This window comes from Nonomuraea sp. JJY05, assembly GCF_043496855.1.
Taxonomy (GTDB): Bacteria; Actinomycetota; Actinomycetes; order Streptosporangiales; family Streptosporangiaceae; genus Nonomuraea.
The window spans coordinates 125,949-150,531 of record NZ_JBIEIS010000015.1 but is presented as its reverse complement, the minus strand read 5'-3'; the positions used below and the strand labels follow the sequence as shown (position 1 = coordinate 150,531).

Annotated in this window: 26 protein-coding genes and 2 pseudogenes; 16 read left to right on the top strand and 12 right to left on the bottom strand. The window is 72.2% G+C overall.

The genetic code is table 11. From position 1 onward, the window contains the following. Nucleotides 1-62: 62 nt before the first annotated feature. Both ACFKCF_RS24965 and ACFKCF_RS24960 read left to right on the top strand, forming a co-directional pair. Nucleotides 63-455, top strand: coding sequence for a nitroreductase/quinone reductase family protein (locus ACFKCF_RS24965; protein ID WP_394497148.1), 393 nt, complete (start codon nucleotides 63-65; stop codon nucleotides 453-455). Between the two features lie 231 nt (nucleotides 456-686). Continuing rightward, nucleotides 687-845: pseudogene (locus ACFKCF_RS24960) on the top strand (hypothetical protein); the annotation flags it as partial. A gap of 11 nt (nucleotides 846-856) precedes the next feature. On the opposite strand, the gene ACFKCF_RS24955 reads toward ACFKCF_RS24960, so the two are convergent. Together ACFKCF_RS24955 and ACFKCF_RS24950 are read right to left on the bottom strand one after the other, a co-directional pair. Continuing rightward, on the bottom strand, nucleotides 857-1,489 hold the full coding sequence (locus tag ACFKCF_RS24955) for a DUF6069 family protein (RefSeq protein WP_394497146.1): 633 nt from the start codon (nucleotides 1,487-1,489) through the stop codon (nucleotides 857-859). 130 nt (nucleotides 1,490-1,619) lie between these two features. Then, nucleotides 1,620-3,134 (bottom strand): helicase HerA-like domain-containing protein, encoded by a 1,515-nt coding sequence (locus ACFKCF_RS24950; RefSeq protein ID WP_394497144.1) that lies wholly within the window; start codon nucleotides 3,132-3,134, stop codon nucleotides 1,620-1,622. 491 nt (nucleotides 3,135-3,625) lie between these two features. Between ACFKCF_RS24950 and ACFKCF_RS24945 the strand changes: the two genes are divergently transcribed. Then, nucleotides 3,626-4,486, top strand: coding sequence for a hypothetical protein (locus ACFKCF_RS24945; protein ID WP_394497143.1), 861 nt, complete (start codon nucleotides 3,626-3,628; stop codon nucleotides 4,484-4,486). On the opposite strand, the gene ACFKCF_RS24940 is transcribed toward ACFKCF_RS24945, so the two are convergent. The 3 genes from ACFKCF_RS24940 to ACFKCF_RS24930 are packed head-to-tail and all read right to left on the bottom strand — an operon-like array spanning nucleotide 4,464 to nucleotide 5,904. Continuing rightward, nucleotides 4,464-4,805, bottom strand: a complete 342-nt coding sequence (locus ACFKCF_RS24940; protein ID WP_394497142.1) for a hypothetical protein — start codon at nucleotides 4,803-4,805, stop codon at nucleotides 4,464-4,466. The genes ACFKCF_RS24945 and ACFKCF_RS24940 overlap by 23 nt on opposite strands. After that, the gene (locus tag ACFKCF_RS24935; RefSeq protein ID WP_394497140.1) at nucleotides 4,802-5,521 is read right to left on the bottom strand and encodes an RDD family protein; all 720 of its coding nucleotides are present in this window, start codon (nucleotides 5,519-5,521) and stop codon (nucleotides 4,802-4,804) included. The genes ACFKCF_RS24940 and ACFKCF_RS24935 overlap by 4 nt, the downstream gene beginning before the upstream one ends. Next, on the bottom strand, nucleotides 5,518-5,904 hold the full coding sequence (locus ACFKCF_RS24930) for a PadR family transcriptional regulator (RefSeq protein ID WP_394497138.1): 387 nt from the start codon (nucleotides 5,902-5,904) through the stop codon (nucleotides 5,518-5,520). Before ACFKCF_RS24930 ends, ACFKCF_RS24935 begins: the two co-directional genes overlap by 4 nt. Nucleotides 5,905-6,100: 196 nt before the next feature. Here ACFKCF_RS24930 and hutH point away from each other — a divergent pair, with 196 nt between their 5' ends. Next, complete coding sequence (gene hutH, locus ACFKCF_RS24925) at nucleotides 6,101-7,786, top strand: histidine ammonia-lyase (RefSeq protein WP_394497136.1); 1,686 nt, start codon at nucleotides 6,101-6,103, stop codon at nucleotides 7,784-7,786. 14 nt (nucleotides 7,787-7,800) lie between these two features. Here the strand turns inward: hutH and ACFKCF_RS24920 are convergent, their stop codons facing one another. Continuing rightward, the gene (locus ACFKCF_RS24920) at nucleotides 7,801-8,775 is read right to left on the bottom strand and encodes an NAD(P)H-dependent flavin oxidoreductase (RefSeq protein WP_394497134.1); all 975 of its coding nucleotides are present in this window, start codon (nucleotides 8,773-8,775) and stop codon (nucleotides 7,801-7,803) included. Between the two features lie 73 nt (nucleotides 8,776-8,848). Here ACFKCF_RS24920 and ACFKCF_RS24915 point away from each other — a divergent pair, with 73 nt between their 5' ends. Continuing rightward, the gene (locus ACFKCF_RS24915; RefSeq protein WP_394497132.1) at nucleotides 8,849-9,334 is read left to right on the top strand and encodes a VOC family protein; all 486 of its coding nucleotides are present in this window, start codon (nucleotides 8,849-8,851) and stop codon (nucleotides 9,332-9,334) included. Between the two features lie 15 nt (nucleotides 9,335-9,349). Here ACFKCF_RS24915 and ACFKCF_RS24910 read toward each other — a convergent pair whose 3' ends face one another. Continuing rightward, nucleotides 9,350-9,568, bottom strand: coding sequence for a hypothetical protein (locus tag ACFKCF_RS24910; protein WP_394497130.1), 219 nt, complete (start codon nucleotides 9,566-9,568; stop codon nucleotides 9,350-9,352). Nucleotides 9,569-9,577: 9 nt separating this feature from the next. Between ACFKCF_RS24910 and ACFKCF_RS24905 the strand changes: the two genes are divergently transcribed. From ACFKCF_RS24905 to ACFKCF_RS24890, 4 genes are all read left to right on the top strand, one after another. Next, the gene (locus ACFKCF_RS24905; RefSeq protein ID WP_394497128.1) at nucleotides 9,578-9,916 is read left to right on the top strand and encodes a MarR family transcriptional regulator; all 339 of its coding nucleotides are present in this window, start codon (nucleotides 9,578-9,580) and stop codon (nucleotides 9,914-9,916) included. 260 nt (nucleotides 9,917-10,176) lie between these two features. Next, a complete protein-coding gene (locus tag ACFKCF_RS24900; protein ID WP_394497126.1) occupies nucleotides 10,177-10,641 on the top strand; it encodes a hypothetical protein in 465 nt (154 codons plus the stop codon). 126 nt (nucleotides 10,642-10,767) lie between these two features. After that, nucleotides 10,768-12,354: a flavin monoamine oxidase family protein gene (locus ACFKCF_RS24895; protein ID WP_394497125.1), complete on the top strand. Its 1,587-nt coding sequence runs from the start codon at nucleotides 10,768-10,770 to the stop codon at nucleotides 12,352-12,354. Nucleotides 12,355-12,368: 14 nt separating this feature from the next. After that, on the top strand, nucleotides 12,369-12,998 hold the full coding sequence (locus ACFKCF_RS24890) for a Rid family hydrolase (RefSeq protein ID WP_394497123.1): 630 nt from the start codon (nucleotides 12,369-12,371) through the stop codon (nucleotides 12,996-12,998). 52 nt (nucleotides 12,999-13,050) lie between these two features. Here the strand turns inward: ACFKCF_RS24890 and ACFKCF_RS24885 are convergent, their stop codons facing one another. Together ACFKCF_RS24885 and ACFKCF_RS24880 are read right to left on the bottom strand one after the other, a co-directional pair. After that, nucleotides 13,051-13,239, bottom strand: coding sequence for a hypothetical protein (locus ACFKCF_RS24885; RefSeq protein ID WP_394497121.1), 189 nt, complete (start codon nucleotides 13,237-13,239; stop codon nucleotides 13,051-13,053). A gap of 271 nt (nucleotides 13,240-13,510) precedes the next feature. Then, on the bottom strand, nucleotides 13,511-13,969 hold the full coding sequence (locus ACFKCF_RS24880; protein ID WP_394497120.1) for a hypothetical protein: 459 nt from the start codon (nucleotides 13,967-13,969) through the stop codon (nucleotides 13,511-13,513). 177 nt (nucleotides 13,970-14,146) lie between these two features. On the opposite strand from ACFKCF_RS24880, the gene ACFKCF_RS24875 reads away from it, so the two are divergent. From ACFKCF_RS24875 to ACFKCF_RS24860, 4 genes are read left to right on the top strand one after another with little or no spacing between them, the layout of a single operon-like run. Then, nucleotides 14,147-14,338 (top strand): hypothetical protein, encoded by a 192-nt coding sequence (locus ACFKCF_RS24875; RefSeq protein WP_394497118.1) that lies wholly within the window; start codon nucleotides 14,147-14,149, stop codon nucleotides 14,336-14,338. Nucleotides 14,339-14,388: 50 nt separating this feature from the next. Next, on the top strand, nucleotides 14,389-14,826 hold the full coding sequence (locus tag ACFKCF_RS24870; protein ID WP_394497116.1) for a MarR family winged helix-turn-helix transcriptional regulator: 438 nt from the start codon (nucleotides 14,389-14,391) through the stop codon (nucleotides 14,824-14,826). Then, nucleotides 14,823-15,647, top strand: coding sequence for an alpha/beta fold hydrolase (locus ACFKCF_RS24865; RefSeq protein WP_394497114.1), 825 nt, complete (start codon nucleotides 14,823-14,825; stop codon nucleotides 15,645-15,647). The genes ACFKCF_RS24870 and ACFKCF_RS24865 overlap by 4 nt, the downstream gene beginning before the upstream one ends. A gap of 48 nt (nucleotides 15,648-15,695) precedes the next feature. Continuing rightward, nucleotides 15,696-18,425, top strand: coding sequence for a LuxR C-terminal-related transcriptional regulator (locus ACFKCF_RS24860; RefSeq protein WP_394497112.1), 2,730 nt, complete (start codon nucleotides 15,696-15,698; stop codon nucleotides 18,423-18,425). Nucleotides 18,426-18,501: 76 nt separating this feature from the next. On the opposite strand, the gene ACFKCF_RS24855 is transcribed toward ACFKCF_RS24860, so the two are convergent. Next, nucleotides 18,502-19,761, bottom strand: coding sequence for an aldehyde dehydrogenase family protein (locus tag ACFKCF_RS24855; protein WP_394497111.1), 1,260 nt, complete (start codon nucleotides 19,759-19,761; stop codon nucleotides 18,502-18,504). A gap of 356 nt (nucleotides 19,762-20,117) precedes the next feature. Between ACFKCF_RS24855 and ACFKCF_RS24850 the strand changes: the two are divergent. After that, a pseudogene (locus tag ACFKCF_RS24850) lies at nucleotides 20,118-20,351 on the top strand (lipase family protein); the annotation flags it as partial. A gap of 213 nt (nucleotides 20,352-20,564) precedes the next feature. Here the strand turns inward: ACFKCF_RS24850 and ACFKCF_RS24845 are convergent. Both ACFKCF_RS24845 and ACFKCF_RS24840 read right to left on the bottom strand, forming a co-directional pair. After that, the gene (locus ACFKCF_RS24845) at nucleotides 20,565-21,203 is read right to left on the bottom strand and encodes a response regulator (protein WP_394497109.1); all 639 of its coding nucleotides are present in this window, start codon (nucleotides 21,201-21,203) and stop codon (nucleotides 20,565-20,567) included. After that, nucleotides 21,200-22,255, bottom strand: a complete 1,056-nt coding sequence (locus tag ACFKCF_RS24840) for a sensor histidine kinase (RefSeq protein ID WP_394497107.1) — start codon at nucleotides 22,253-22,255, stop codon at nucleotides 21,200-21,202. Before ACFKCF_RS24840 ends, ACFKCF_RS24845 begins: the two co-directional genes overlap by 4 nt. A gap of 123 nt (nucleotides 22,256-22,378) precedes the next feature. Here ACFKCF_RS24840 and ACFKCF_RS24835 point away from each other — a divergent pair, with 123 nt between their 5' ends. Both ACFKCF_RS24835 and pip read left to right on the top strand, forming a co-directional pair. Beyond that, nucleotides 22,379-23,578: a MerR family transcriptional regulator gene (locus tag ACFKCF_RS24835; protein ID WP_394497105.1), complete on the top strand. Its 1,200-nt coding sequence runs from the start codon at nucleotides 22,379-22,381 to the stop codon at nucleotides 23,576-23,578. A 30-nt stretch (nucleotides 23,579-23,608) separates the two neighbouring features. Then, nucleotides 23,609-24,556: a prolyl aminopeptidase gene (gene pip, locus ACFKCF_RS24830; protein WP_394497103.1), complete on the top strand. Its 948-nt coding sequence runs from the start codon at nucleotides 23,609-23,611 to the stop codon at nucleotides 24,554-24,556. The last annotated feature ends 27 nt before the right edge of the window (nucleotides 24,557-24,583 follow it).

Genomic DNA, 24,583 nt, shown 5'->3' with positions numbered 1-24,583 from the left:
CCGCGGGAACCCGAGGGGCACGCCAACCGGCCGGCCGGGCGTTCCGGTGGCTGAACTCGCTGATGGCCAGGCGGCTGCGGCGCAAGGGCGGCGGGACGTTCATGGGCTTCAACGCCCTGATCCTGACGACCGTCGGCCGCAAGAGCGGGCTGGAGCGTACGACGCCGGTCGGCTGGTTCCCCGGAAAGGACGGCAGCCGGCTGATCGTGGCCTCGGCGGCCGGGGCGGCGGGGAACCCGGCGTGGTACTACAACCTCGCCGCCCACCCCGACCAGGTGCGGATCGAGGTCGACGGCCGCACGGTGGCGGTGGTCGCCGAGCAGCTCCACGGTGCGGAACGCGAGCAGGCCTGGCAGCAGATCGTCGCCGCGGCGCCCCGCTTCGCCCAGTATCAGGTGAAGACCGACCGGGAGCTGCCGATCATCCGGCTGCTGCCCCGGTCCGGCGGAGCATGAGCGAGGCCGCTCAGGTGCTCTGCGTGGCGGCGCGAGCGAGGCCGGCCTCGATCTGTTCGAGCACTGGAGCGCGTCGGCCTGCTGGTCGGGAGTCAGGCCGCCGTCGAGGCTGCTTTCGAGCTCGGCCCAGATGCTTTCGACCTCGCGGCGCAGGGCCTGGCCGGCGGGGGTGGGCTCGATGATGGTGGCGCGTTTGTCGGTGGAGCTGGGGTGGAGGCCGACGCGGCGCAGGAGCTGCACGGCGCCAACGGCTACCTGATCCAGCAGTTCCTCGCCCCCGACAGCAACCGCCGCACCGACGCCTGGGGCGGCCCGTACAACAGCCCCGACCCCGCGGCCTTCTTCGGCGGCGACCACCGCGGCTACACCGACTACCCCGCCCTCACCTGACCCGCCCGCGGTCAGTCGTACGGGTTGTGGTCCCGGCGCTCGTATCCGCGCTGCTCGTATCCGCGCTGCTCATAATCGCGCGGCCGCTCGTACCGGGGCTGCTCATACCGCTGCTGCTCGTATCCCCGCTGCTGTTCGTACCCCCGGGGCTGCTCGTACGGGTACGGGCCCGCATCCGGCACCTCTTCGATGGCCGTACGCCCGATCGACGCCAGCAGCGAGACGATCGCGATGCCGATGATCAGGTTGATGACGGCCGTGGCGATCTGCGCGATGAGGTCCGCGGAGTTCATGAACGGCAGGAGCGTGATGATGACGGCGCCGAGCCCCGCGATCCAGCCGAAGAACCTGTTCGGCTCCGGGGTCGACAGCATGAGGATGTAGAGCAGCAGCGTGGCGACGAGCGCCAGGGCCGCGGCCGAGATCGCGTATCCCGTGGTCGCCGCGCTGCCGTAGGCGGGCGCGCCGTCAGGGGTGAGGACGCGGATGCCGAGCAGCCTCTTGCTGATCATGACTCCGACCACCACGATCAGTGCGGCCACCACGGCGGCCGCCACGCCGCCTCCCCACACTCGCGCGGGATTCACCTTCGGCCGAGCCGGAGCCGGGCGGCGATCGTAGCCGTCGTGGGAGGGGTATGACATGCGAATCACCCTTGTCGCGGATGCTGATCAGGCACTTCGAGCACCTTACACGCGCAGTCAAGAGGGTAAAGCCGCTTTCCGTTCCAGTCCGATCGCCGTGAGTCACCCGGCGACGCGGACCTGCTCCGCTTCAGCGCCGCCCGCGGCGGGCGGTGCCGAAGATGGATCTGGTGATCTCCCGGCCGAGGGCGGAGGCCGCCGACCGCGCCATCGAGCGGAACTCCTTCGACTCCAGCACGCTCTCCAGCACGGACCGCCTCGGCTCCGGCTCCCTGGGCCTTTCCGGCTCGCGTGGCACCTCGGCGGCGGGCTCATCGGCTTGCTGCTGTTCGGCCAGCTTCGCCGAGAGGAGCTCGTAGGCGGACTGGCGGTCGACCGCCGTGCCGTACTTCTGCTGCAGCGGCGAGGCGGCGATGATGCCCTGGATCACCTCCGGGCTCGACGGCGCCATGAGCGTCCGCGGAGCGCGCAGGCGCGTCCAGGCCACGGGGGTCGGCGCGCCGGTCTCCGACAGAACGGTGACGACGGCCTCGCCGATGCCGAGTTCGGTGAGCAGCCGCTCCAGGTCGTAGGAGGACGTGGGGAAGGTCGAGACGGTGGCCTTGAGCGCCTTGGCGTCCTGAGGGGTGAAGGCGCGCAGGGCGTGCTGCACGCGCGCGCCGAGCTGGGCGAGCACGTCGGAGGGCACGTCGTTCGGCGTCTGGGTGACGAAGAAGACGCCGACGCCCTTCGAGCGGATCAGCCGCACGGTCTGGGTGATCGACTGCAGGAACGCCTTGGACGCGTCGTCGAACAGCAGATGCGCCTCGTCGAAGAAGAACACCAGCTTCGGCTTGTCGACGTCGCCCACTTCGGGAAGCACGTGGAAGAGGTCGGCGAGCAGCCACATCAGGAAGGTGGAGAACAGCTGCGGCCGGTCCTGCACGGCGGGCAGCTCGAGAACGGAGACCATCCCTGTGCCGTCGGCGGTCACCCGGAGCAGGTCGCGCACGTCGAACTCCGGCTCGCCGAAGAACGCCTCCGCCCCCTGCGCCTCGAAGTTGGTCAGCGCCCGCAGGATGACGCCCGCGGTCGCCGCCGACAGCCCGCCGATCCCGCTCAGCGCCTCCGGGGTGTCGCTCAGATACCGGATGACCGCGATCAGGTCCTTGAGGTCGAGCAGGGGCAGGCCGTGCCGGTCGGCGAAATAGAAGATCAGGCCGAGCGACGACTCCTGCGTCTCGTTGAGTCCGAGGACCTTGGCGAGCAGGGTCGGCCCGAAGGCGGTCATGGTGGCGCGGATCGGGATCCCGGTCCCCAGACCGCCCAGGGAGAAGAACTCCGCCGGACAGGCCATGGGCTGCCACGTCTGCCCCACCTCGGCGGCCCGCCGGGTGACGCGCTCGGACGTCGTGCCCGGCGAGGCGAGCCCCGACAGGTCGCCCTTGATGTCGGCGAGGAAGACCGGGACTCCCTGGGCCGCGAGCTGCTCCGCCATGAGCTGGAGGGTCTTGGTCTTCCCCGTTCCGGTGGCGCCCGCGACCAGTCCGTGCCGGTTCAGCATGCTGAGGGAGATGCGGATCTGCTCCGAGGGGTCGGCGGTGCCGTCCGCACGCACCAGGGCCCCGAGTCCCAGCGCCGGTCCCTCGACGTCGTACCCCTTCATCGGCTCTCCCCGTGTGGCCCACCGCACGACCGGCAGGCATCCCCGCGGGGTTGTTTACCCATCGTGATGCATATGTCACGGAAATGAGCGGCAGGCGTCAGCCGATCCGCCGGCAGCTGCTCACCCGACGGTGAAATCGCCTTCGGGGCGAGCGGTCGGTGAGATCGATGCATGCGACGCCAGTCCGTCCCCATCCATGAGAAGATCAACACGATGATGATTGGTCTGACTGCCGGCTGCGGCGGTTATGTCTTCGCGACGGCCGCGGCAGCGATCGCCATGGCCGCGTCCCCGACGCGCGGCCATGCGGCTCTGCCGTGCGCCACCGGTGGGGGACGACCCCGCACCGCCATATTCTCACCGGCGCGCGCGTGGTGAGCATGTCGTACGCGACCGCTGGAGGAGCAGACGCGCCGGCCGGCGAGGATCCGGCAGGGACCCGGGCCGCGCGCCGTCGCGGGGCCGGGACGCCGCCTCTTCGCGCGGAGCCCGTGCCCGGCATCGGGCAGATCGCCGGACTGCGGCCCCGCGCCGACGTCGAGCTCCTCGACGCCCTCGACCATCACACCCGGCGAACCGTGGCCGCCTGGCTGCAGGACCGGCCCAGCGCGGCCACGCGGCAGGCGTGCCTGCAGACCCTGGCCGCGTTCCTGCGCTGGCTGCAGGCCGCGGAGCCGGGCCTCGGGCTGCTCGCCGCTACCGGAGCACACCTGGACGCCTACTGCGAGCAGGCTCGGATCGGCGCGCTGACCGTCGGCGTACGCAACCCCGGCCGGGCCCTCTCCGGCGCGACCGTGGCGAGGAAACACCGCGCCCTGTCCTCTTTCTACGGGTTCGCCTGGTCGATCGGCGCGATCCGGCAGGGTGACGGCGTCGCCAAACCTGCCCACGAGCCCCAGTCGCTCGCGATCACTCGCGAGGAGCGGCGGTCGCTGCGTCACGGTGCCTGCCTGCTGGCCGCGGACGGCCGCGTGGCCGAAGCGGTGGCCGTCGCCCTGATCGAGGCCACCGGCGCCGGCGTGGCCACGCTGGCGGGCCTGACCAGCGAGGACCTGCACGCCGTGGGTCACGGGTCGAACGACCCGCTGGTGCTCGTCACCATGCGCGACGACCGAGGGGATGTCGTCACCTTCCCGGTCCCCACGTGGGTCCATCCCTGGCTGAGGGTGTTGAGCTCCACCCGGGCCGCCGGCGATCCGCTGATCAAGCAGGGCGACGGCCAGCCGGTGAGCGTCGGGTGGCTCACGACCGCTCTCCGGGATGCGGGATCCGCCGGCGGCATCCCGGCGCCGCGGGCCGAGCTGCTGCACCCGCGCAAGCTGCGGGCCGTCACGGCCGCCGCCCCGGCCTGAGCACGCGGGACCCGGCTCGGCGCGCCTCGTAGAAGGCGTCCGCGCTCGAAGCCGCGCCCTGGGCGTTCGCGGTGTCGGCCAGGATGAGCAGGTTGGTGACGGCGTGCGCGCCGACGCACAGCGGCAGGTTGCGGCGCAGCCAGTAGAGGCCGACGAAGAGCACCGACCCCGCGGCGACCATGGTCAGCGTGGTGGCCCAGCCTGAGCCGGGCACGTGGGAGCCGACGGTGCGTGCCCCGCGCCCGGGGACGGCCAGGACGAAGCCCAGCAGGAGTGCGGCGGCGAGCCGGCGTGACAGCAGGACGACGTCGAAGTTCACCGCGTCTCCCCGGCCGGGGCGGCGGCCACGACCTTGGTCTCGACCAGCCGATCGAGCACCCGCCGCCGGTCGCCCCACACGACGGGAGCCCAGTCCAGCCACGCGAACGGCCCCAGCAGCAGGCTGAGCCTGCGCGCGACGCCGGCGACCGGATGGATGCGCAGCCCGGACTCGGTCACCACCCGTAATCTCATGGCGCGCTTGCCCGGCGTCGTGCCGGTCCACGCCTCCAGCAGCCCCAGCCCGACGATCGACCAGGTCAGGGCGAGCGGAACGCCCAGGGTGTAGATCAGCCCGGCGGCGTCGTAGGCGCCGATGCCGCACCCCTGGGGTGACAGGGACACGCAGACGTCGCCGACCTTGACGTAGAGGAAGGGCGGGAACGCCAGGCTGAACCCGGCTCCCTGCCCGGCCGTCCGGGCGATCCCCTGGACGAGCAGCGCGATCGTGACGCCGACGAGCGGCAGGTTGTCGATCAGCACGGCGACGAACCGCACGTCCACGCGGGCGGGCGGCGCGGGGCTGAGCTCGGCGAAGGCGGCCGCCGCCTCCTCCGGGGTGCCGAGCCGGCTCAGGGCCTCGGCCAGCTCGCCCGCCTCCGCCGCGTCGGACAGGTGCTCGCCGAGCTCCTCCTTCGCCCTCTCCCGGGCCGGGCCGGTCAGGTGTCGTGCGGCCCTTTCCACGTAGTCGTCGATGATCTGCTGCTCGTCGCTCATTCCTGCACCTCGCCAAGGGTGTCGAGTAGCTGTCGCATGGCGTCCACCAGGCCGCTCCACTCGGTCCTCAGCATGGCGAGGTAGGCGCGACCGTCCGGGGTGATGACGTAGTACTTGCGCGGCCTGGCCCGCCCTTCCGCCTCCCAGGTCGAGAGGATGTGGCCGGCGTCCTCCAGCCGGTGCAGCAGCGGGTAGAGCGTGCCCTCCTTGACCTCCAGGACCCCTTCACCCGCCTGACGCAGCAGTTTCAGCAGCTCGTAGCCGTACCGGCGGCGGACGTCGAGGACGGACAGCACGGCCAGCTCGGTCGTGCCCCGCGCGAGCTCCCGGCGGAGGCGGGCGACGGTGGCCGAGCCCGGTGCCGCCTCGGTGTCCTCAGGCATATCACCAAAGTACGACCCGATACCTTATGTGGCAAGGTATCAGGGCATACGAGGACTGACGCCTCTCGGCCCTTCACGGACCGGTCGAGGGTGAGTCAGCATTTGTCCCGCCATTGCCGAGCCGTCTTCTACGCCGCCTCGCCCCATGTCTAAAAGGGAGCGTTGATGATCCGCGTCGCGAAGGCCGGGGGACACGTTGACCACCGAAGTTGGACGAATAGCCGCCGGTGCGGCCCTGATCGTCGCCATGTTCGTACCGGGCCAGGCGGTCGCCACCCCCGACCGCCCGCCCATGGCGGTGGCGCCTCCGCGTCCGCTGGGCCTGGTGCTGGACGGAAGCTCCTTCTCCTTGCGGGACGCCTTCGCGGTCCTGTCGGGCCGCCCCGTCACCGCGCAGCTCGCGGCGACCGTGCCGGCCACCATGAACCAGACGCGCCAGGGGGCGCTCGCCGCCCTGGCCAACCAGCGCGTGTACGGCTGGAACCAGGCGCTCGGGCCGCTGAAGGACCGCCCGCTCTCGCCCGAACAGGCCGAGCAGTTCCAGCGCAACGTCCTGCGCTCCCACGCCGCGGGCGTCGGCGAGCCGCTGCCCGACAACGTGGCCAAGCTGGCCCTGATCCTCAAGGCGAACCAGATGGCCAGGGGAACGTACGGCGTGCGGCCCGAGGTGCCGCAGCGCCTGCTGTCCATGGTCAACGCCGGAGTCATACCACGCATGCCGCAGATCGGGTCGCTGGGCACCGGGGACCTCCAGCCGCAGGCCGCCGCCGGACTCGCGGCGGCCGGCGAGAACGCGCCCGTACGGTACCTGGGCCGGGAGGGGCCCGCGTCCGAGATCCTGCCGCAGGCCGGGCTGCCCAGGGACTTCGCCTTCCAGGCGGGGGAGGCGCTGCCCATCATCAGCGGCAGCACCGTCGTCGCCGCCATGCTGATGAACGCCGTGTACCGGGCCACCCTGCTCGCCGACCAGGCGGAGGGCGCCTTCGCCCTGTTCATGGAGGCGACCAGGGCCGAGCAGGGCTCGCTCGACGCGCGTACCCACAAGGAACGCCACATCCCCGAGCAGGACGCGGTGGCCACGCGGCTGCGCACGATGGTCGCGGGCTCGGGCTGGATGACGGAGGAGGGCCGCAAGCGCCTCGACCCGGCGAACTACGAGCCCCGCATCCAGGACGCGGTGTCGGTGCGGGCGGCGCCGCACATCCTGGCCGGGCTCCGGCACGCGCTAGCCGAGGCGCGCCGCGCCCTGGTGCGGGAGGCCAACTCCTCGACCTCCAACCCGCTGGTCTTCCTGCGCGCGGATGGGCAGGCGTACGAGTTCGTGATGGGCGGCAACTGGGACGCCTCCATCATGGGACATCTGGCCGACACCCTGAACGCCGAGATCGCCGACGTCGGGGTGCTGTCACAGGAGCTGTCCGGTCGGCTGCTGTCGCCCAAGTGGAGCTACGGCCTGCCCGCCAACCTCGCGGGCGGGGCGGTCGGCCTCAACTCCGGCATGGTGCAGGTGCAGACGGTGGCCGCCGCGCTGATCCCGGAGATGCAGGCCAGGGCCACGCCGGCGGGTACGCTGTCCCGGCCGGTCAAGGACGGGCAGGAGGACCACAACACGATGGCGATGGCCTCGGTCAGGCACCTGCAGGAGAACCTGGACCGGCTCGAGGTCGTCCTGGCCGTCCAGTACATGATGGCGGCCCAGGGCATCGACCTCATCGCGCCGAAGATGGCGGGCCTGCCGCTCGGCGCCGTCACGCGGTCCCTGCACGCCGAGATCCGCCGGCACATCACGCCGCTGACCGACGACCGCTACATGACGCCCGACCTGGAGCGCGCCATCTGGCTCGTACGCAACCGCCGCCTCATCCCGTCGGCCGCGGCCTGACCTGGCGCCGCAGGTCAGCCGAGATCGGCGCCCCTGACGGCCCTGGCCAGCGCGTTCTCGGCTTGCGCGGCCAGGCCGGCGACGAGATCGGCAGCGCGCGGCAGGTCGGTGATGAGATCGACGGCCTCACTGGCCCACACCGGCAACGGGGGCACATCCCCGCGTGCCACGGCATCCTGATACTCCTGCCTGGCCTGGGAGTCCCCGGCCAGGTCCGCTTCCCGGCCCAGCCACTGATCGAGGAACGGGTGGCCGAGAGTGCGTGCGGTGTACTTCGACGGCCACTTGGAGCCGCGGACGATGTCCAGCACGCGGCTGCGGCTGGTGTCCTGCCCGCGGCCCTCGACGATCGCCTTGGCGATGGAAGGGTCGACCAGGGCCTCGGCGGTGGCCTGGAAGCGGGTGCCGATGAGCGCCCCGGCGGCGCCCAGAGCCAGGGCGGCGGCCACGCCGCGACCGTCGGCGATCCCTCCGGCGGCCAGCACGGGCACCGGAGCCACCAGGTCCGCCACGACCGGTACGAACGGCAGCGTCGACCGTCCGTGCCGGGCCCCGTGCCCGCCGCTCTCGGTGCCCTGCGCCACGATGACGTCGGCGCCCACGTCCACCGCCTGCCGGGCCTCCTCCAGATCGGTGACCTGGAGGATCAGCGCCGCGCCGGAGGCCCGCACGCGCTCGGCGAACGGACGCGGATCGCCGAAGGACAACATCACTGCTCGGGGGCCGTGCTCCAGCACCCGCTCGACCGCGCCGACCTCGATCGCCCAGGCCTGGAAGCCGACACCCCACGGCTTGTCGGTGCTCTGCACGACGATCGGCAGCTCACGGGACAGCCAGTCCGGGTCTCCGTTTCCCGATCCCAGCAGCCCCAGCCCGCCGCCGTTGGAGACGGCCGCGGCCAGCGCTCCGCCGGCCGATCCACCCATCGGCGCCAGCGCGATCGGATGCCGCACTCCGAACAACTCCGTGAACTCCGTCACCAAGGTCATGAATCTACATTGTAAAGGCGTCGGGTCTGGTGAGCCATTGCCGGATCGTGCCCAGGCTACGGATGATGTCCGCATGGCTCCCACAGTGAACGGTGTGCGGCACCTCAAGGTCTGGGTCTCTGACCTGGGCAGAAGCCGTGAATGGTACGAGCGGGTTTTCGGCGCCGAACGCGTGCTCTCCTTCGAGGACGCCGACGGCGTGGTGCGCGGCATGGCGTTCAAGCTGCCGGGTGAGCCGTTCGAGCTGGCCCTGCGCGAGAACCCGGAACTGGCCAAGGCGCTGTACGACGCCGACCCCTTCGCCCTCGCGACGAGCAGGCAGGACCTCGACGCCTGGATCGCCCACCTGGAGGGGCTCGGCATCTGGCACAGCCCCGTCATCCAGGCCAGCCGTGGCTGGGCGATGGGTTTCCGGGATCCGGACGGCATGCAGATCAGGCTCTACGCCGACGACGAGTCCGTCGCCGCCGGCACGGGCGACCGCGTGGTCACCAGGGAGACGCCTGCCGCCTGGCAGGCGCCCCCGCGCTCCGACGCCGCCGAAACAGCCGGCCAGTGAGGGTCGCCCGCGTGCTCACCACCGTTCCCAGTGCAGGACCTCCTCTCGCGGTACGCGGGGCGCGGGCTTGAAGTCGGTGCCGATGGTGAAGGCCAGCGGGACGAACGCCGCCAGCATGACCTTCTCGTACGGCACGCCGAGCACCCGGGCCAGTTCGCGTTCGAGCGGCCCCTGAGCGGTGGTCCACACCGTGCCCAGGCCGCGTGCCCGCGCGGCCAGCATGGAGCTCCACACCGCGGAACGATGGCGACGACGACCAGGGCGACGGACCGCGGAGCGGCGTACTTCCCGCAACTCAGCGCCGAGCGGCTGGACATCGCGCCGCTCAGCGAAGAGCTGCGGATCGACCGCAGCGTCATGGTCGGCGTCTGCGACGACCTGGAGCGGGAGGGGCATGTCCGCAGGGAGCGCAACCCCCGTGACCGCCGTTCCTACGCCGTCACCATCACCGACTCGGGGCGACGGCGGCTCGCTGCGGCCCAGGCCTCGATCCCTGCCTTTCTCGACGACACCTTCCACGCCCTCACCGGCGACGAGCGCCGCCGGCTGAGCGCGATCCTCGCCAAGCTGCTGGGGCGCTGACAGGGAAAGCCGCGAGCCCGCTTGCGCAGAGCGGGCTCGCGGACCCGGCGGCCTTCTCGCCACGACCCGCCGGGGAGGAGGGGTTCGGTCGGCAGCGGTGCGAACTCCTTCATGGTCGCGTGGGACGGCGCCCTGGGCATTCCCCAGTGTTGGGGATGGTGTTCATGGTGAATGCCCCCATGGGCTCGTCGGCTCCATCTTGAGCGGGGCAAGTGCCGGGCTTGATCGGCTGTTGGGCTCGCGGCCCGTATGGTCCGGACATGCTTGGAGACACCACTGGGGCGGACGCGGCCGGACCGTGGGGCGCTGCGGGGATATCGTTGCTCGGCATCGTGGTGCTGGGGGCCTGCGCGGCTGTGTTCCGGTGGAGGGCCCGGCGACGCACCGCCCGCCGCGAGCGAGCTCGCCAGGCCGCCCTGGAGCTGGCCGTGGCGGTCGAGGACGTCCGCACGGGCATGCGCGACGCCACGACGCGGCAGGAGCGTGGCGTCGCCCTGGCGCGGTGGCGGTCCCGATGGATGTACGCCGCCGCGATGATCGCTCTCGTCGATCCAGCCGGCGCCAAGGACGTACGGGCTCAGGGACGGCGCCTGTACGCGGACCTCATGGCCGTCGAGGTGCTCGGCACGGCGTGGCCGGTCGGCGGCATGCGGCGCGAGTCCGGCCAGCTCCTGCACACCAGTGCCCGTGACCTCTACGAGCGCTGTTGCAGTCAAGGCCGGTGACCACGAGAACCTCACTTTTAACTACAAACCCGATGATCGGCTTGCAACGCACAAACAACACAACGCCGGATGAACGGCAACAAAGCGCATCCAGACTCACCTCCAGCAAAATCTTGGAGGTAAGTGTTGGGGTACAGCAGACGCGATTTCCTGTCCGCCGTCGGTGTCTCCGGTGGGGCAGGCGCGCTCTTCGCGACCATGGGCGCGCTCGGGCTCGCGCCGTCCGCCGAGGCGTCCGCGAAGGGAACCTTCGACCCGCCGCAGCAGTCCGACTTCTCCCTCACCGGGCGATCCGCGAAGAAGGTCGTGATCCTCGGCGCGGGGATCGCCGGCCTCGCCACGGCGTACGAGCTGGGCAAGGCGGGCTACGACTGCACGATCCTGGAGGCGCTCGACCGGGTGGGCGGCCGGAACTGGACCATCCGCGGCGGCGACCGCGTGACCGAGCTGGACGGCTCCACGCAGGTCGCGAAGTTCGGTGACGGCGTCTACCTCAACGCGGGGCCGGCCCGGCTGGCGCAGTGGATGGTCACCATGGACTACTGCCGCGAGCTCGGCGTGGACCTCGAGGTCTTCACCAACTCCAACGCCCAGGCCTACATCTATCACCAGAACATGCGGGCCCCCGTCCGCTGGCGCACCGCCAAGGCCGACGTGTACGGGTACGTCTCGGAGCTGCTGTCGCGGGCGACCGACGCGGGGGCGCTGGACGCCGCGCTCACCGCGCAGGACAAAGAGCGGCTGATCGCCTTCCTGTCGGGTTTCGGGGCGGTGGGGGACAAGGCGAGCGGATTCAAGTACTCCGGAGGCGCCCGTCGCGGCCACAGCGTCAACCCGGGCGCGGGCGAGCAGCCGGGCACGGCCCTCGGACCGGTGCCGTCACTGTCGGAGGTGCTGGCGAGCGGCGTCGGGCAGCGGTTCTCGTTCGAGTTCGGCTACGACCAGGCGATGCTGATGTTCCAGCCGGTGGGCGGCATGGACGCGATCCCGCGGGCCTTCGCCGGCAAGATCGGGCGGCAGCGGATCCGGCTGCGCGCCAAGGTCACCAGGATCACCGACCTGCCGGACGGCGTGGAGGTGGAGTACGAGGACCGGCACGGCCGTACGCAGAAGATCAGAGCGGACCTGTGCGTCGCGGCGATGCCCCCGCACCTCCTGGCCAGGACCGCCCACAACCTCGGCGCGGAGGTCCAGGCCGCCCTCGCCACCCCGACTGTCACGAACGCGGGCAAGATCGGTCTGGAGTACCGCCGCCGCTGGTGGGAGGTCGACGAGGACATCTACGGCGGCATCACCGCCACCGACCTCGACCTGGCCACGATCTGGTACCCCTCCTACGGGTACGGCGCCGCGCGCGGCATGGTCGTCGGCTACTACAACTTCGGCGCCCAGGCCGACGCGTACGCCGCGCTGAAACCCGCCGAGCGCGAGCGCCGGGCGATCGAGCAGGGCATGAAAATCCATGGTGCGAAATATCGCGACGAACTGGCCTCGTCGGTGTCCATCGCCTGGAAACTGCAGCCGCACATCGAGGGCGCGTGGGTGGGCTGGCCGTCCCGGCAGGGCGCGTACCAGCTCCTCGGCAAGCCCGCCGGGCACGTGTACTTCGCCGGCGACTGGTTGAGCTACATGATCGCCTGGCAGGCGGGAGCCCTGGAGTCCGCCCGCAAGGTCGTCACCGAGCTGCACCAGCGCGTCCTGAGCACCTCCTGAGAGGACACCTCCGCATGAAGCTCCGCACCATCGCCCTCCCCGCGGCCGTCGTCCTCGTCCTCGGCACGGGTACGGCCGCCGCCACCCCCACCTGGTCGCCCCGGCCGCAGGAGGTCAAACCGTTCCTCCCCGAGGGCACCACCAACCCCGCGATCGCCGACGGAGTGGCACTCGGGAAGCAGGTGGCCACGTACACCGCCAGCGGCCTGGGACCGGCGGCGGCCAACCCCGCGGCCCCGGCCGACTCTCCCGAACGCTACGTCGACTTCCCCGGCGCGGCCCTGCCCCCGGGCGTCACCGTCACCGAGGCCCAGGCCCTCAACGTGCTCAAACGCATCAAGGCCAACCTCACCGCGGCCGGGCTGGGCCTGGCCGACGTCGTCTCCATGCGCGCCTACCTGGAGAGGCCGCCCGGAGCCGAGTCGGCCGACTTCGCCGGCTGGAACCGCGCCTACCGCCAGTTCTTCGCCAACACGGACCTGGCCACCGGCCGGCCCGTACCCGTCCCGCTCGGCACCGCGCCGCCCGCCCCGCCCATGGAGGCCAACCCGGCCCGCCCGGCCCGCGTCACGATCGAGATCGCCAACCTCCCGGTCGCGGGCTGGCTCGTCGAGGTGGAGGTCGTCGCCGCGTACCGGCACTGACCGCCGCAGGGGGCCTGGACCTCGGGGGAGAGGCCAGGCGCCGGGCGGCTGCTCAGCAGCCGTCGGTCACGTAGCAGCCCTTCACGTACCACTTGCCGCTGTGGTAGGCGCCGCTGGTGGTCTTGCTCGTGCTGCCCATGTAGACCAGGCTGCCCGGCACGTAGGAGCGGGACGAGGTGGAGCAGAAGTAGCCGTAGACCCGGAAGCAGGTCTCAAGCCCGCTGTGGCACCTGACGCTCACGGAGTGGTCGGTGCTCGCGGTCTTGGAGCAGCTGCCCACGGCGGCCGCGGGGGAGGCGGTGAGGCGGGGCTGGTGTGGGCTGTGTTGTCCAAGGGAAGGAACATGAAGGCGCCGCCTCTGCTCACGCACTGAAAAGAGGCGGCGCCTGACCGTTTCCGGCGTTCTCCATCGCACCGGCCCAGGCCGGACGAGCGGCACCCCGAGGCGTCGCCGGAGTCTCGCCCGGCCTGGTGCGGCCGCCGCGCCCTGGTGCCCTCCTCATCCGGTCCGCTCAGGCGTCCCTCGCGCCCTGGCCGGCCCTGGCGGTCGCGGCGGCGTGCTCGTCGGCGGTCATGCCGAGGTTGGGGTAGCTCTGGTGGAGGTCGTACTGGTCGTCGGCCCACCGCTGGTAGTCCCGCCGGACGGTGAGCTCGTCGGAGTCGATGATCCGGGCGATGTCGGCCCAGGTGGCCCCGGCCAGCAGCGCGTGATGGACGTGGGCGGGATGGCGTACGGTCCGCGCGATGCACTCCGCCAGCGCCAGCAGCTCGAGGTGCTCGGCCACGGTGAGCGCGGGCCGGTCGTCCGCGCCGTGCCGGGCGGGGTCATAGATCCCCCGGGTCACCAGCTCGACCCGGGCGCGAGCCGCCGCGTCCTTGGCGGCCAACGCGTCGTAGCGCTCCAGCTGCTGACTGACGGGCATGTCGAAGCGAGCGTCGCGCCAGGTCGTGATGGGCTCGGGCGTGGTCATGACGACTTCTCCAGGGATCTCGATAGATGTCGGGCTCCCAAGTACACACCCACTCCGGGCCGGCCGTGGCGGCGAGAATTGTCGGTGGCGTCCGGCATGGTGGTCCACGACCGAGACGGTCCTGCCGGCAGGAGTCTCGGGTTCACCGTTCGCGCGAGGACCTTCGGAAGGGCTTTCATGACAGCCGACCAGCCGCTCATCTGCGCCACCTGCCACGGCGTGATCGTCGCTGTGCCTGACAGCGCCTATACGCCCGCTCGCGGACGGCTGATCGTCACCAACGGCTACTGCCGCGGACAGTGCTCCGAGGTTGAGCCGGTGCGCGACGAACCTGCCGAGAGCGACCAGCCGGCGCCCGCGTCGCGATGATCGCCCGGCAGGTAACTTGCATTTCTAAGTTAGCATGTTAAGTTAGGGGTGTGGATCGAAATCTGAGCTTCGACCTGCACGTGCTCACCGCGCGTCTGGACCGGGCGGCCGACCGCATCCTGCGGGCCGAGCACCAGGTGTCCTACCGCCGTTTCCTGGCGCTGACCCTGGTCGGCAGGCTGGGGGCCTCGACGCAGCGGACGCTGGCCGAGTATCTCGGCGTGACCGAGCCCTCGGTCAGCCGCATGACCGCCGTCCTGGCCGCCGAAGGGCTCCTCGACGTGCGGCCCGACCCGGACGGCGGGCGTAAGCGACGGCTGAGCCTCACCGACAAGGGCAAGGAGCTCGTAGCCTCGGTCCAGCGGGGGTTCGAGGACCGCCTGGCCGCCCTCGTGGCTCACAGCGGCGTGCCGTACGAGGAGTACGCCGAGCACACCGCGCGACTGCTGCAGGCATTCGAGCGCTGGGAACAGGAGAAGTCCACATGACGACCGCAGCCTTACAGGCCGTCACTTCGGCCGACGGCACGCCGATCACCTACCGGACGACGGGCGCCGGGCCCGGCCTCATCGTGCTCGGTGGTGCGCTCCGCAGCGGCACGGACTACCTGCCGCTGGCCGGCGAGCTGGCCACCGCCTTCACCGTCCACCTCGTCGACCGGCGAGGACGCGGCGCCAGCGGCCCCCTCGGGCCGGGCTACAGCCTGGCGAAGGAAGTGGACGACCTGCGCGCCGTGCAGGCGGAGACCGGCGCCCGGCTGGCGTTCGGGCACAGCTACGGCGGGCTCGTCGTCCTGGAGACCGCGCGGGCGCATCCGGTCTTCGACCGCGTCGTGACCTATGAGCCGGGAGTGCCGTGCGCCCCCGTCCCCACCGCCTGGATGGCCCCCTACCGGGAACGGCTGGCCGCGGGGGATCCTCACGGCGCGTTCGTGCACTTCATCCGGGGCTCAGGCGGCGCGCCCGCCTTCATGGCCAGGATGCCCCACTGGTATCTGCGCATGGCTCTGCGCATCGGGTTCCGCGGCGCGGCCTGGCGGCGGATGCTCCCCCTGCTGGAGGCCAATGTGATGGAGCACGAGCAGATTGCGGCGCAGCAGGGCAGGCTCGCCGGGTTCGCCGCCGTGCGCGCCGAGGTGCTGGTCCTGTGCGGCGGCCGCACCGCGCCCGCGATGAGGGACGAGTTCGCGATCCTGCGTGACACCCTTCCGCACGCCACGCTGGAGACCCTGGACGGGCTCAACCATTTCGGCCCGGAGGGGAAGTCGGCCCACGTCGTGGCCCGGCGGGCGCTGGCGTTCCTGCAGTGAACGCTGCCCCGCCGGGAGTGTCCGGGTTTGGGCATACAGTGGGCGCTTGTGCTGTTCGGAAGATCGGCGGAGATCGCCGCCATCGATGATCTGATCTCCCGGGCCCGCGAGGGCGCGGGTGATGCCCTGGTGCTGCGTGGCGAGGCGGGGGTCGGCAAGACGGCCCTGCTCGACCTGGCGGCCTCCCGGGGCGGATCCATGCGGGTGCTCAGGACGACCGGCGTCGAGCCCGAGTCGGACCTGGCCTTCGCCGCTCTGCACCAGTTGCTGCGGCCGGTCGCCGGGCTGCTGGACGCGCTGCCGGGGCCGCAGCGCGAGGCGGTGCGCGGGGCGCTCGGGCTGGGCGGGGGCGCGTCCGGGGACCGGTTCCTGCTGTCGGCCGGGGTGCTGTCGCTGCTGGCCGAGGCCGCCGCGCCGGACGGGCTGGTCTGCGTGGTCGACGACTTCCAGTGGGTGGATCGGGCCTCGGCGGACGCGCTGCTGTTCGCCGCCAGGCGGCTGGCCACGGAGCGGATCGCGATGCTGCTGGCCGTGCGCGGGGACGCGCCGGTGAAGGGCGTGCCGCCGCTGCGGCTCGGCGGCCTGCCGGAGCCGGCGGCGGCCGAGCTGCTCGACGCCGCGATGCCGCCCGCCGTCAAGCGGGAGCTCGTGGCGGCGACCGGCGGCAACCCGCTGGCCCTGCGCGAGATCGTACGGCGGTTGAGCCCCGGACAGCTCGCGGGCCGTGAGCCGCTGCCCGACCCGCTGCCCGGTGGCGCGCAGTTGTTCGGTGAGCAGGTGGCCGCGCTGCCGGCGGACGCCCGGCTGGTGGCGCTGCTCGCGGCCGTGGAAAGCGACCTCGACCTGGTGCTGCGCGCCGCCGGGCGGATGGGCGCGGGCAGGGCGGCGCCGGCCGGGCCGGAGGCCCCCGGACGGGCGGCGGCGCACGAGTCGGCGGCTCCCGGAGGGGCGGCGGCGGGGCGGGCGGCGTTGCATGAGCTGGAGGTCGCCGGGCTGGTGCGGGTCGAGGGCGCGTCCGTACGTTTCCGCCATCCTCTCATCCGCTCGGCCGTGCACGAGGCCGCGGCGCCGGCGTCCCGCCGGGCGGCGCACGAGGCACTGGCCGGGCTGTCGCAAGGGGACCACCGCGCCTGGCACCTGGCGGCGGCCGCGCTCGGCCAGGACGAAAGCGTCGCCGCCGCGCTCACCGAGGCCGCCGTCCGGGCACGCGACCGCGGCGGGTACGGCGCCGCCGCCACCGCCCTGGCCAGGGCCGCCGAGCTGACCCCGGCGGCGCACACCCGGGCGGTCAGGCTCAAGGACGCCGCCGTGGCCGCCTGGCTCGGCGGCCGCCCGGGGCAGGCGGAGTCCCTGCTGGCCGAGGCCCGCGACCACGCGGGCGGGGACCACGCGCTGGAGATGGAGATCGCCCAGCTGCGTGGCAGGTTCGAGCTGAACTCCGGAAGCGCCGCCGAGGCGGTGCGGATCCTGACCACGGGCGACAACCTGGAGATGCTGGCCGACGCCGCCGAGGCGGCCTCGTACGTGGGCGACACCGCCTCCATCGTCGAGATCGGGCGGCGGGCGGCGGCCTTCCCCGAGGGGTTCCTGCGCGACGTGCTGGCCGGCATCGGCCTGATGCTCTCGGACGGCACCGGGCACGAGCTGCTCAGGCGGGCGCTGGGCAGGACCGGGGAGCTGACGGAGGCGGCCGGGTTCCTGTGGGCGACGGCGGCGGCCAGTTACCTGGGCGAGGCCGATCTGGCGGCCGACCTGGCCGCCCGGGCGGGCCGGGCGGCCAGGGTGTCGGGGATGGTGGGGCAGCTGCCCGTGGTGCTGGAGTTCGTGGCCACCGGCGAGCGGATCGCCGGGCGGCTGGCGGAGAGCCAGGCCCTGTCCGAGGAGGGGCTGGAGCTGGCCCGCGAGGCCGGGTACGCCAACACGGTGGCCGCGCATCTGGCCAACCTCGCGGTGCTGGCGGCGCTGCGGGGCGAGGAGGAGACGTGCCGCGGGCACGCCCAGGAGGCGCTGGCCATCGCGATCCCGCACCGGGTGGGCCTGCGCGCGGGCGTGGCCGCGTACGCGCTGGCCATGCTGGACCTGGGGATGGGCCGCTTCGCCGCGGCGCACGACCGGTTCACCGCGATCGCGGCCGCGGGCCCGGGGGCCGGGCACCCGACGGTGGTGTGGCGCTCGACGCCGGATCGCATCGAGGCCGCCGTGGGCGCGGGCGACCTGGAGGCGGCGCGGGCGGCGCTGGAGGCGTACGAGCGCTGGTCGGCGCAGGCAGCCACCCCGGAGTCACGCGCCCTGCTGACCCGCTGCCGCGCCCTGGCCGGCGCCGGCCAGGAGAAGGAGCTGGAGGAGGCGCTGCGGCTGCACGCGAACCCGTACGAGGCGGCCAGGACCGCGCTGCTCCTGGGCGAACGGCTGCGCCGCGCGCACCGGCCCGGCGAGGCGCGGCCGCATCTGCGGGCGGCGCTGGAGACGTTCCGTCGGGCGGGCGCGCAGCCGTGGGCGCGGCGCGCGCACGGCGAGCTGCGGGCGGCGGGCGAGAGCGCCGAGCCCGCCCGCGGCCCGGCGCTGGACGTGCTGACCCCCCAGGAGCTGCGCATCGCGGGCCTGGTCGCCGACGGCCTGTCCAGCAAGGAGATCGCCGCGCAGCTGTTCCTGAGCCCGCGGACGGTCGAGTATCACCTGTACAAGATCTATCCGAAGCTGGGCATCGGCTCCCGTACGGATCTGGCGCGGCTGGTAGTGCTGCAGAAGGCGCCCGTGGCCGAAGGCGACATGCTCTGAGTCCTGCCGGGTGATCCGGCGGGCGGGCTGCTCGGGCAGCTGATCGCGCTGGAGCGGCCGGAGCGCACGCGCGCGGTCAGGACGTGAGCCGCTCGCTCGGCACGACCAGGTACTGCCGCAGGTACAGGTCCCGGAAGCTCACCGGGCCGCGCGGGCCGGGCACCCGGTCGATGTTGATGCCAGTCTCCGGCAGGCGCAGCAGCTTGAAGCCGTCCAGGAGCCGGGTGGTGGAGTTCCAGAACACCCCGGAGCCGGCGTAGGCGTCGATGAACTGCGCGGCGGCGGCCGGATCCTCGGTCGCCACGGCAGCGGCCAGCCCGGAGGTCTCCTCGTTGGCGATCCGGGCCGCGTGCGGCGGGCCGTCGACGGCGTCGACGGTGACGGTGGCCGCGCGCTCCGGGTCCAGCGACCACTCGTATCCGCGCGGGTGGGCGTGCGGGGGAAGGGAAGCGCCGACGCCGAGGCGGTCCAGGACCGCGAGGACGCCCGGCAGCCGCTCGTCGTAGCAGGACCGGTCGATGAGCAGCAGGTTGAGCCGGTTGCACACGCCCAGCCGGTCGAGGCTGTCGGCGATGAGCCGGTGGACGGTGTCGTCGTCGGCGGCCGAGTGGATGTACAGGACGCCGCCCCCGTCGGCGTGCGCGAGGGTGCGCACGCCGTGCCGGGCGGCCTCGCGGCCGAGGTCGCGGGTGCTGTCGCCGCTGCCGCGCAGGATGACCAGCGGGATGAGCTCGGGCAGGGACACCAGCGCGTACGCCGCCGAGCGGTCCTCGCTGGGCACCAGCTGGACGGCGTCCGGGTCGAGACCGGCGTCGGCGAGGGCGGGTGCGATCACGTGCTCCACGATGGCCCGGGACGAGCGCAGCGCGGCCGAGCCGGTGCGCAGGACGCCCGCGTTGCGCGATTTGAGGAACTGGGAGGCGATGTCGAGGGTGACGTTGGGGCGTGCCTCGAAGTTCGCGCCGATGACGCCGACGGGCCGGCGGCGTTCCAGCAGGGTGAGGTGGTCGGGGCGCTCTTCGAGGACCTGGTCCCGAGGCTCGTGCGGCACGTCCGCCAGGATGTGGAGCTCCGCGGCCATGCCGTCCAGCCGTGCGCCGGTGAGGCGCAGGCGGTCCTGGAGGGCGGGTGACATCCCGGCGGAGACGGCTGCGGCGAGATCCTCCTCGTTGGCGGAGACGAGGGTGTCCCGTGCGGTGCGCAGCCGCTCGGCCATGCCGCGCAGCGCGGTGTCGATGCTCGCGTCCGTGGCGCGTTCGAGGGCCGGGCAGCTCTGCTTGGCCCGGATCGCGCAGGCGCGCACCGCGGTCTCGGTGGAGGGTGTCTGGCTGGTCAAGGGCGTCCTTTCGCCGGTGGGGCGCGGGAGCGAGGTGGAGACGATCGTAGCATTGTTCAACAATCCCCTTATTGAACGCCTACGAGGACCGGCCATCCGCCCTGCCGGGTGAAGGTCGCGGCGGTGGGCATGCGGAGTTCGAGCCGTTCTCCCCGGGATCTGGCCGGCAGGCGGAAGTCGCCGAGAAGGCGATCGCCGGGTTCTTGGGGATGACCATGGCTGAGCTGCCATCTCCCCCCACCAGCGGCGAGGGGGACACATGACCACGATCAGCTTCGATCACGCGACCACCGGTTACACCCTGACGCACGCGCGCTGCCCTACGCCGCCGAGCTGGCCTACAAGGACGGGACACGCTGGAGAACTGGCGCGCCGACGGGCAGTCGCTCTGGTTCACCGGGCACAGTCTCGGCGGCGCCCTGGCCATGCTGGCGGCGGCGCGCACGTACTTCGAGGACCCGAGCCTGCTCGCCGACGGCGTCTACACCTTCGGCCAGCCCCGCACCTGCTGCCCGACGCTGGCCGCCGCCTACGACGAGGCGTTCCGGGGCCGGATGTTCCGCTTCGTCAACAACAACGACGTCGTCGCCCAGCTCCCGCCCCCGCCGCTGTTCCAGCACGTGGCCGAGGAGCGCTACTTCGACGTCAAGGGCAGGCTACGGGGGAAGATGCCGGTGGCGGCGGGGCTGGCCGACCGGGCGAAGGGCCGCACCGCCGACCTGTTGGCGCCCGGCGGTGACGGGTTCCGCGACCACTTCATCAACGCCTACCTGGCGAACTTCGACGCCAACCTTCGCCGAGCCTCAGCCAGGGGATTGCGCATCGCGCAGCAGCAGGGCCGCCTGCACCCGGTTGGCGCAGTTCAGCTTGGCGAGGATGCGGCTGACGTAGGTCTTGACGCTCGCCTCGGTCATGTGGACGTGCCGGGCGACCTCGGCGTTGGACAGGCCCTGCGCCACCAGGGCGAGAATGTCGGCCTCGCGTGCCGTGAGCGCGGCCAGCCGGTCGGCGGCGTCGCGTTCGCGCTCGCCGGCGGCCGGTGCCGCCATGTCGAGCACCTGGCGCGCCACGGCCGGCGACAGGTACGCGTGCCCGGCGTGAGCGGCACGGACCGCCCCGATCAGCTCGTCCGGGGTGCACGTCTTCAGGACAAAGCCGGACACGCCCTGCCGTACCGCTCGCCGTACGTTGTCCTCGTCGCCGAAGGCAGTGAGGAGCACCACGCGCGGCCCCGTCAGCTCGGCCGCCGCGGCCAGGCCGTTCATCACCGGCATCGCGATGTCGAGGAGCGCGACGTCGATGCGGTGTCGTTGGGCGGCCCGCACCGCCTCGCGCCCGTCGCCTGCGACGGCCACCACCTCGATGTCCCCGGCCGATTCCAGGACGGTACGGATGCCGGCGGTGATGAGGGGTTCGTCGTCGGCGATCAACGTCCTGATCATGCGGCGGCCCCCGCGAGGGCCGGCACGAGCGGGAGCATCGCGACGATCCGGAACTCGCGCGCCTCCGCATGGACGCGCAGCAGGCCCCCGGCCGCGGCGACGCGTTCGGTCAGCCCGCGCAGGCCGCTCCCGCCGCCGGCAGAGGGCCGACGGTGGGGCGCCGGGTTCGCCACCGAGATCAGGAGGGCGTCGGGCTGCCAATCGAGCGACACGGTGATCGGCATGCCGGACGCGTGCTTGACCGCGTTGGTCAGCCCTTCCTGGACGACTCGGTACGCGGCGTGGGCGGCCCTCGGGTCGGTGAGCGGGACGGCCTCGCCGGACATTTCGAACACCACCGAGGCGCCCGCCGCCCGGGACCGGGTGACGAGGCCCTCGATCTCCTCCAGGCCGAGGACGTCATGGCCGCGCAGCGCGTTGACCACCTCGTGCAGCTCGGCAGCGGCGGCACGTGCGGTGTCGGCCAGGCCGCGCATCGCCCGCCGCTGCTCCGTGGGCAACTGGCCCACCTCCAGCGCGGCGGCCTGCACGGACACCAGGCTGAGCAGGTGACCGAGCGAGTCGTGCATGTCATGGGCGATGCGCAGCCGTTCGCGCAGCCGTTCCTGCTCGGCGACGAGGGCCCTCTCCCGGCGCAGGTGCTCGCGCTCCTGGGCCACGTACCGGCCGGCCAGCAGCGGCAGCGCGGTCAGCAGGGCGACGCGGGCCAAGGTGATCCAAGGGCCCTGCTCGCCGGGGGAGCGCTCCTCGGCCAGCAGGAGAACGCACACGTACGCGGTGAAGGCGCCTGCCGTCACGACGACGTCCCGGCGGGTGGAGATGCGCTGCCCGGCCTGGAAACCGGTGCAGGCGAGCAGGGCCAGCGAAGCGCCCGTGAGCACCGCCAGCGCCAGCGCCGCGAGGAAGGACGCGAACGGCCGGCGCTCCGCCGCCGTCATGGTGAGCGCGTACGCCGCCGCGTACGCGGCCAGCGCCGGCCCCTGCGTCCCGTCCATCCACAACAGCGCCGTGTCCGCGGCCACGACCGCGGCGACAAGCGCATACCTCGACATGAGTCCTCACCTTACTCATTGCCCACACTGTCAACTTCGCTCAGCGGCCGGCCGTCTTTCGATCCGGCACAATGTGGACCCACCACTTGAGGTTCCAGTGGGTGGAAGGTGCAGATTCGAGCCATGAGCAACGCAACGGACCTCTACACGATCGGGCAGCTGGCCCAGCGCACCGGGCTGCACCCGCGTACGATCCGGTTCTGGTCCGACAGCGGTATCGTCCCCCCGGCCCGGCGGTCGGACGGGGGATATCGGCTCTATGACGCCGAGGCCGTCGCACGGCTGGACCTCGTCCGGACGCTCCGCGAGCTCGGGCTCGGTCTTGACGCCGTCCAGCAGATCGTGGAGAGGCGGGCCACGCTGAGGGACCTGGCGGAGACACACGTCAAAGCGCTCGACGTGGAGATCCGCACCTTGAAGGTACGGCGTGCCGTCCTGCGTGTGCTCGCCCGACGTGACAACAGCGCCGAGGAGATCGCCTTGATGCACGCACTGGCCCGACTGTCGGCACGCGAACGCCGGCAGATCATCGACGAATTCGTCGCCACCGCCTTCGCCGACGTCGTCGACGAGGACGCCGCCCTCGTCGCGGGATGGATGGGCGACCTCCCGCCCGAGCTCCCCGAAGACCCGACGTCCGAGCAGGTGGATGCCTGGGTGGAACTGGCCGGGCTGGTCACCGACGAGAACTTCCGGCGAACGGTCCGGGAGATGGTCCTGAGCGGCAAGGAGGACAACCGGCTCGAGTACGGCCTCAACCTCCGGCCCCTGGTCCTCGAGCACGCGGCCGGTGCCCTCGCAAGAGGAATCGCGCCGGAGTCACCCCTGGCTAGCGCGACTCTGGACCGGATCATCCCCGCCGACCTTCCCACCGGGGAAACCGTCCTCCTGATCAACTGGCTGGACCTGGTCGCCGAGCCCAGGGTGGAGCGGTACTGGCAGCTGCTGGACCTCCTCAAGGGCCTGCCTCCGGCCCCCACCGGCGGTGCCGGCCTTCCAATGGCTGCTCGCCGCGCTGCGCGCCCACCGCCAGTGACCTTTCCGGTGTTGCGGCGGTCAGAGCTCCGGCCTCGTGCGCGCCACGTCATCGCTCAGCCCGCTGAAGACCGTCAGGAGGGAAGCGACGATCTCGATCTCCATCGGGCCGATCAGTCGGATCCAGGCGAGTTCGGGCAGGCCGGGATGGCGGCGGACGCGCTCGAACCCGTCAGGCCAAGCGGCCGGCGGGGCCGGGAGGTACAGATGGTCATGCAAGCGAGATGCGACACCAGGCCGTGGTCAGGCACGCTCCACCCGCAAGGACGTGCGGGTGGAGCCTGCTGACTCGGGCGCCGGCGCTTGTATCTTGGGGCGATGTATCCCCCGATCGAGCCCTACGACCACGGGCACCTCGACACCGGTGACGGCCACCTCATCTACTGGGAGGTCTGCGGCAACCCCGAGGGCAAGCCCGCGCTCGTCGTCCATGGCGGTCCTGGCGGGGGCTGCACGCCTGGTCAACGCCGCGGCTTTGACCCCGAGCGCTACCGCATCATCTTGTTCGATCAGCGCAACTGCGGTCGGAGCCTGCCGCACGCCAGCGACCCGGCCGTCGATCTGAGCACCAACACCACCCAGCACCTGGTCGCTGACATGGAACGGTTGCGCGAGCATCTCGGTGTCGACCGGTGGCTGCTCTATGGCGGGTCGTGGGGATCCACGCTGATGCTTGCTTACGCCGAGGCCCACCCGGCGCGGGTGTCGGAGATGGTCATCTGCGGCGTCACCATGACCCGCCGCTCTGAGATCGACTGGCTCTACCGCGGTGTGGGTCGCTTCTTTCCCGAGCCGTGGCAGCGCTTCCGCGAGGGCGTCCCCGAGGCCGAACGCGACGGTGACCTGCTGGCCGCCTACGCGCGGCTCATGTCCGACCCCGACCCCGCCGTACGCGCCAAGGCCACTCACGACTGGGCGGCCTGGGAGGACGCGGTGATCTCCCTGGAGGTCAACGGCAAACCGAACGCCTACAGCGACCGGCCAGGGGCCGATTTGCTGGCCTTCACCCGCATCTGCGCCCACTATTTCTCCAACGCCGCCTGGCTGGAGGAAGGCATCTTGCTGCGCAATGCACACAAGCTGGCCGGCATCCCCGGCGTGCTCATCCACGGCCGCTTCGACCTGGGCTGTCCGTTGGAGAACGCCTGGCAATTGGCCCAGGCCTGGCCCGGCGCACGGCTCGTCGTGGTGGACGACTCGGGGCATACCGGCAGCAGCACGATGGCGAAGGCCGTTCCCGCCGCCTTGGATGCTTTCGCGAGCTGAGTCAGGCCTGGCTCGCTGGTCAGCAAG

What these genes read in the sequence shown, in the direction of transcription:
- ACFKCF_RS24920 (WP_394497134.1), bottom strand. Translation starts at nt 8,775, where the DNA reads ATGACCTTGGTGACGGAGTTCACGGAGTTGTTCGGAGTGCGGCATCCG.
- pip (WP_394497103.1), top strand. Translation starts at nt 23,609, where the DNA reads ATGTATCCCCCGATCGAGCCCTACGACCACGGGCACCTCGACACCGGT.
- ACFKCF_RS24930 (WP_394497138.1), bottom strand. Translation starts at nt 5,904, where the DNA reads ATGCCTGAGGACACCGAGGCGGCACCGGGCTCGGCCACCGTCGCCCGC.
- ACFKCF_RS24835 (WP_394497105.1), top strand. Translation starts at nt 22,379, where the DNA reads ATGAGCAACGCAACGGACCTCTACACGATCGGGCAGCTGGCCCAGCGC.
- ACFKCF_RS24875 (WP_394497118.1), top strand. Translation starts at nt 14,147, where the DNA reads ATGACAGCCGACCAGCCGCTCATCTGCGCCACCTGCCACGGCGTGATC.
- ACFKCF_RS24900 (WP_394497126.1), top strand. Translation starts at nt 10,177, where the DNA reads ATGCTTGGAGACACCACTGGGGCGGACGCGGCCGGACCGTGGGGCGCT.
- ACFKCF_RS24840 (WP_394497107.1), bottom strand. Translation starts at nt 22,255, where the DNA reads ATGTCGAGGTATGCGCTTGTCGCCGCGGTCGTGGCCGCGGACACGGCG.
- ACFKCF_RS24955 (WP_394497146.1), bottom strand. Translation starts at nt 1,489, where the DNA reads ATGTCATACCCCTCCCACGACGGCTACGATCGCCGCCCGGCTCCGGCT.
- ACFKCF_RS24845 (WP_394497109.1), bottom strand. Translation starts at nt 21,203, where the DNA reads ATGATCAGGACGTTGATCGCCGACGACGAACCCCTCATCACCGCCGGC.
- ACFKCF_RS24915 (WP_394497132.1), top strand. Translation starts at nt 8,849, where the DNA reads ATGGCTCCCACAGTGAACGGTGTGCGGCACCTCAAGGTCTGGGTCTCT.
- ACFKCF_RS24890 (WP_394497123.1), top strand. Translation starts at nt 12,369, where the DNA reads ATGAAGCTCCGCACCATCGCCCTCCCCGCGGCCGTCGTCCTCGTCCTC.
- ACFKCF_RS24865 (WP_394497114.1), top strand. Translation starts at nt 14,823, where the DNA reads ATGACGACCGCAGCCTTACAGGCCGTCACTTCGGCCGACGGCACGCCG.
- ACFKCF_RS24950 (WP_394497144.1), bottom strand. Translation starts at nt 3,134, where the DNA reads ATGAAGGGGTACGACGTCGAGGGACCGGCGCTGGGACTCGGGGCCCTG.
- ACFKCF_RS24880 (WP_394497120.1), bottom strand. Translation starts at nt 13,969, where the DNA reads ATGACCACGCCCGAGCCCATCACGACCTGGCGCGACGCTCGCTTCGAC.
- ACFKCF_RS24935 (WP_394497140.1), bottom strand. Translation starts at nt 5,521, where the DNA reads ATGAGCGACGAGCAGCAGATCATCGACGACTACGTGGAAAGGGCCGCA.
- ACFKCF_RS24905 (WP_394497128.1), top strand. Translation starts at nt 9,578, where the DNA reads ATGGCGACGACGACCAGGGCGACGGACCGCGGAGCGGCGTACTTCCCG.
- ACFKCF_RS24965 (WP_394497148.1), top strand. Translation starts at nt 63, where the DNA reads ATGGCCAGGCGGCTGCGGCGCAAGGGCGGCGGGACGTTCATGGGCTTC.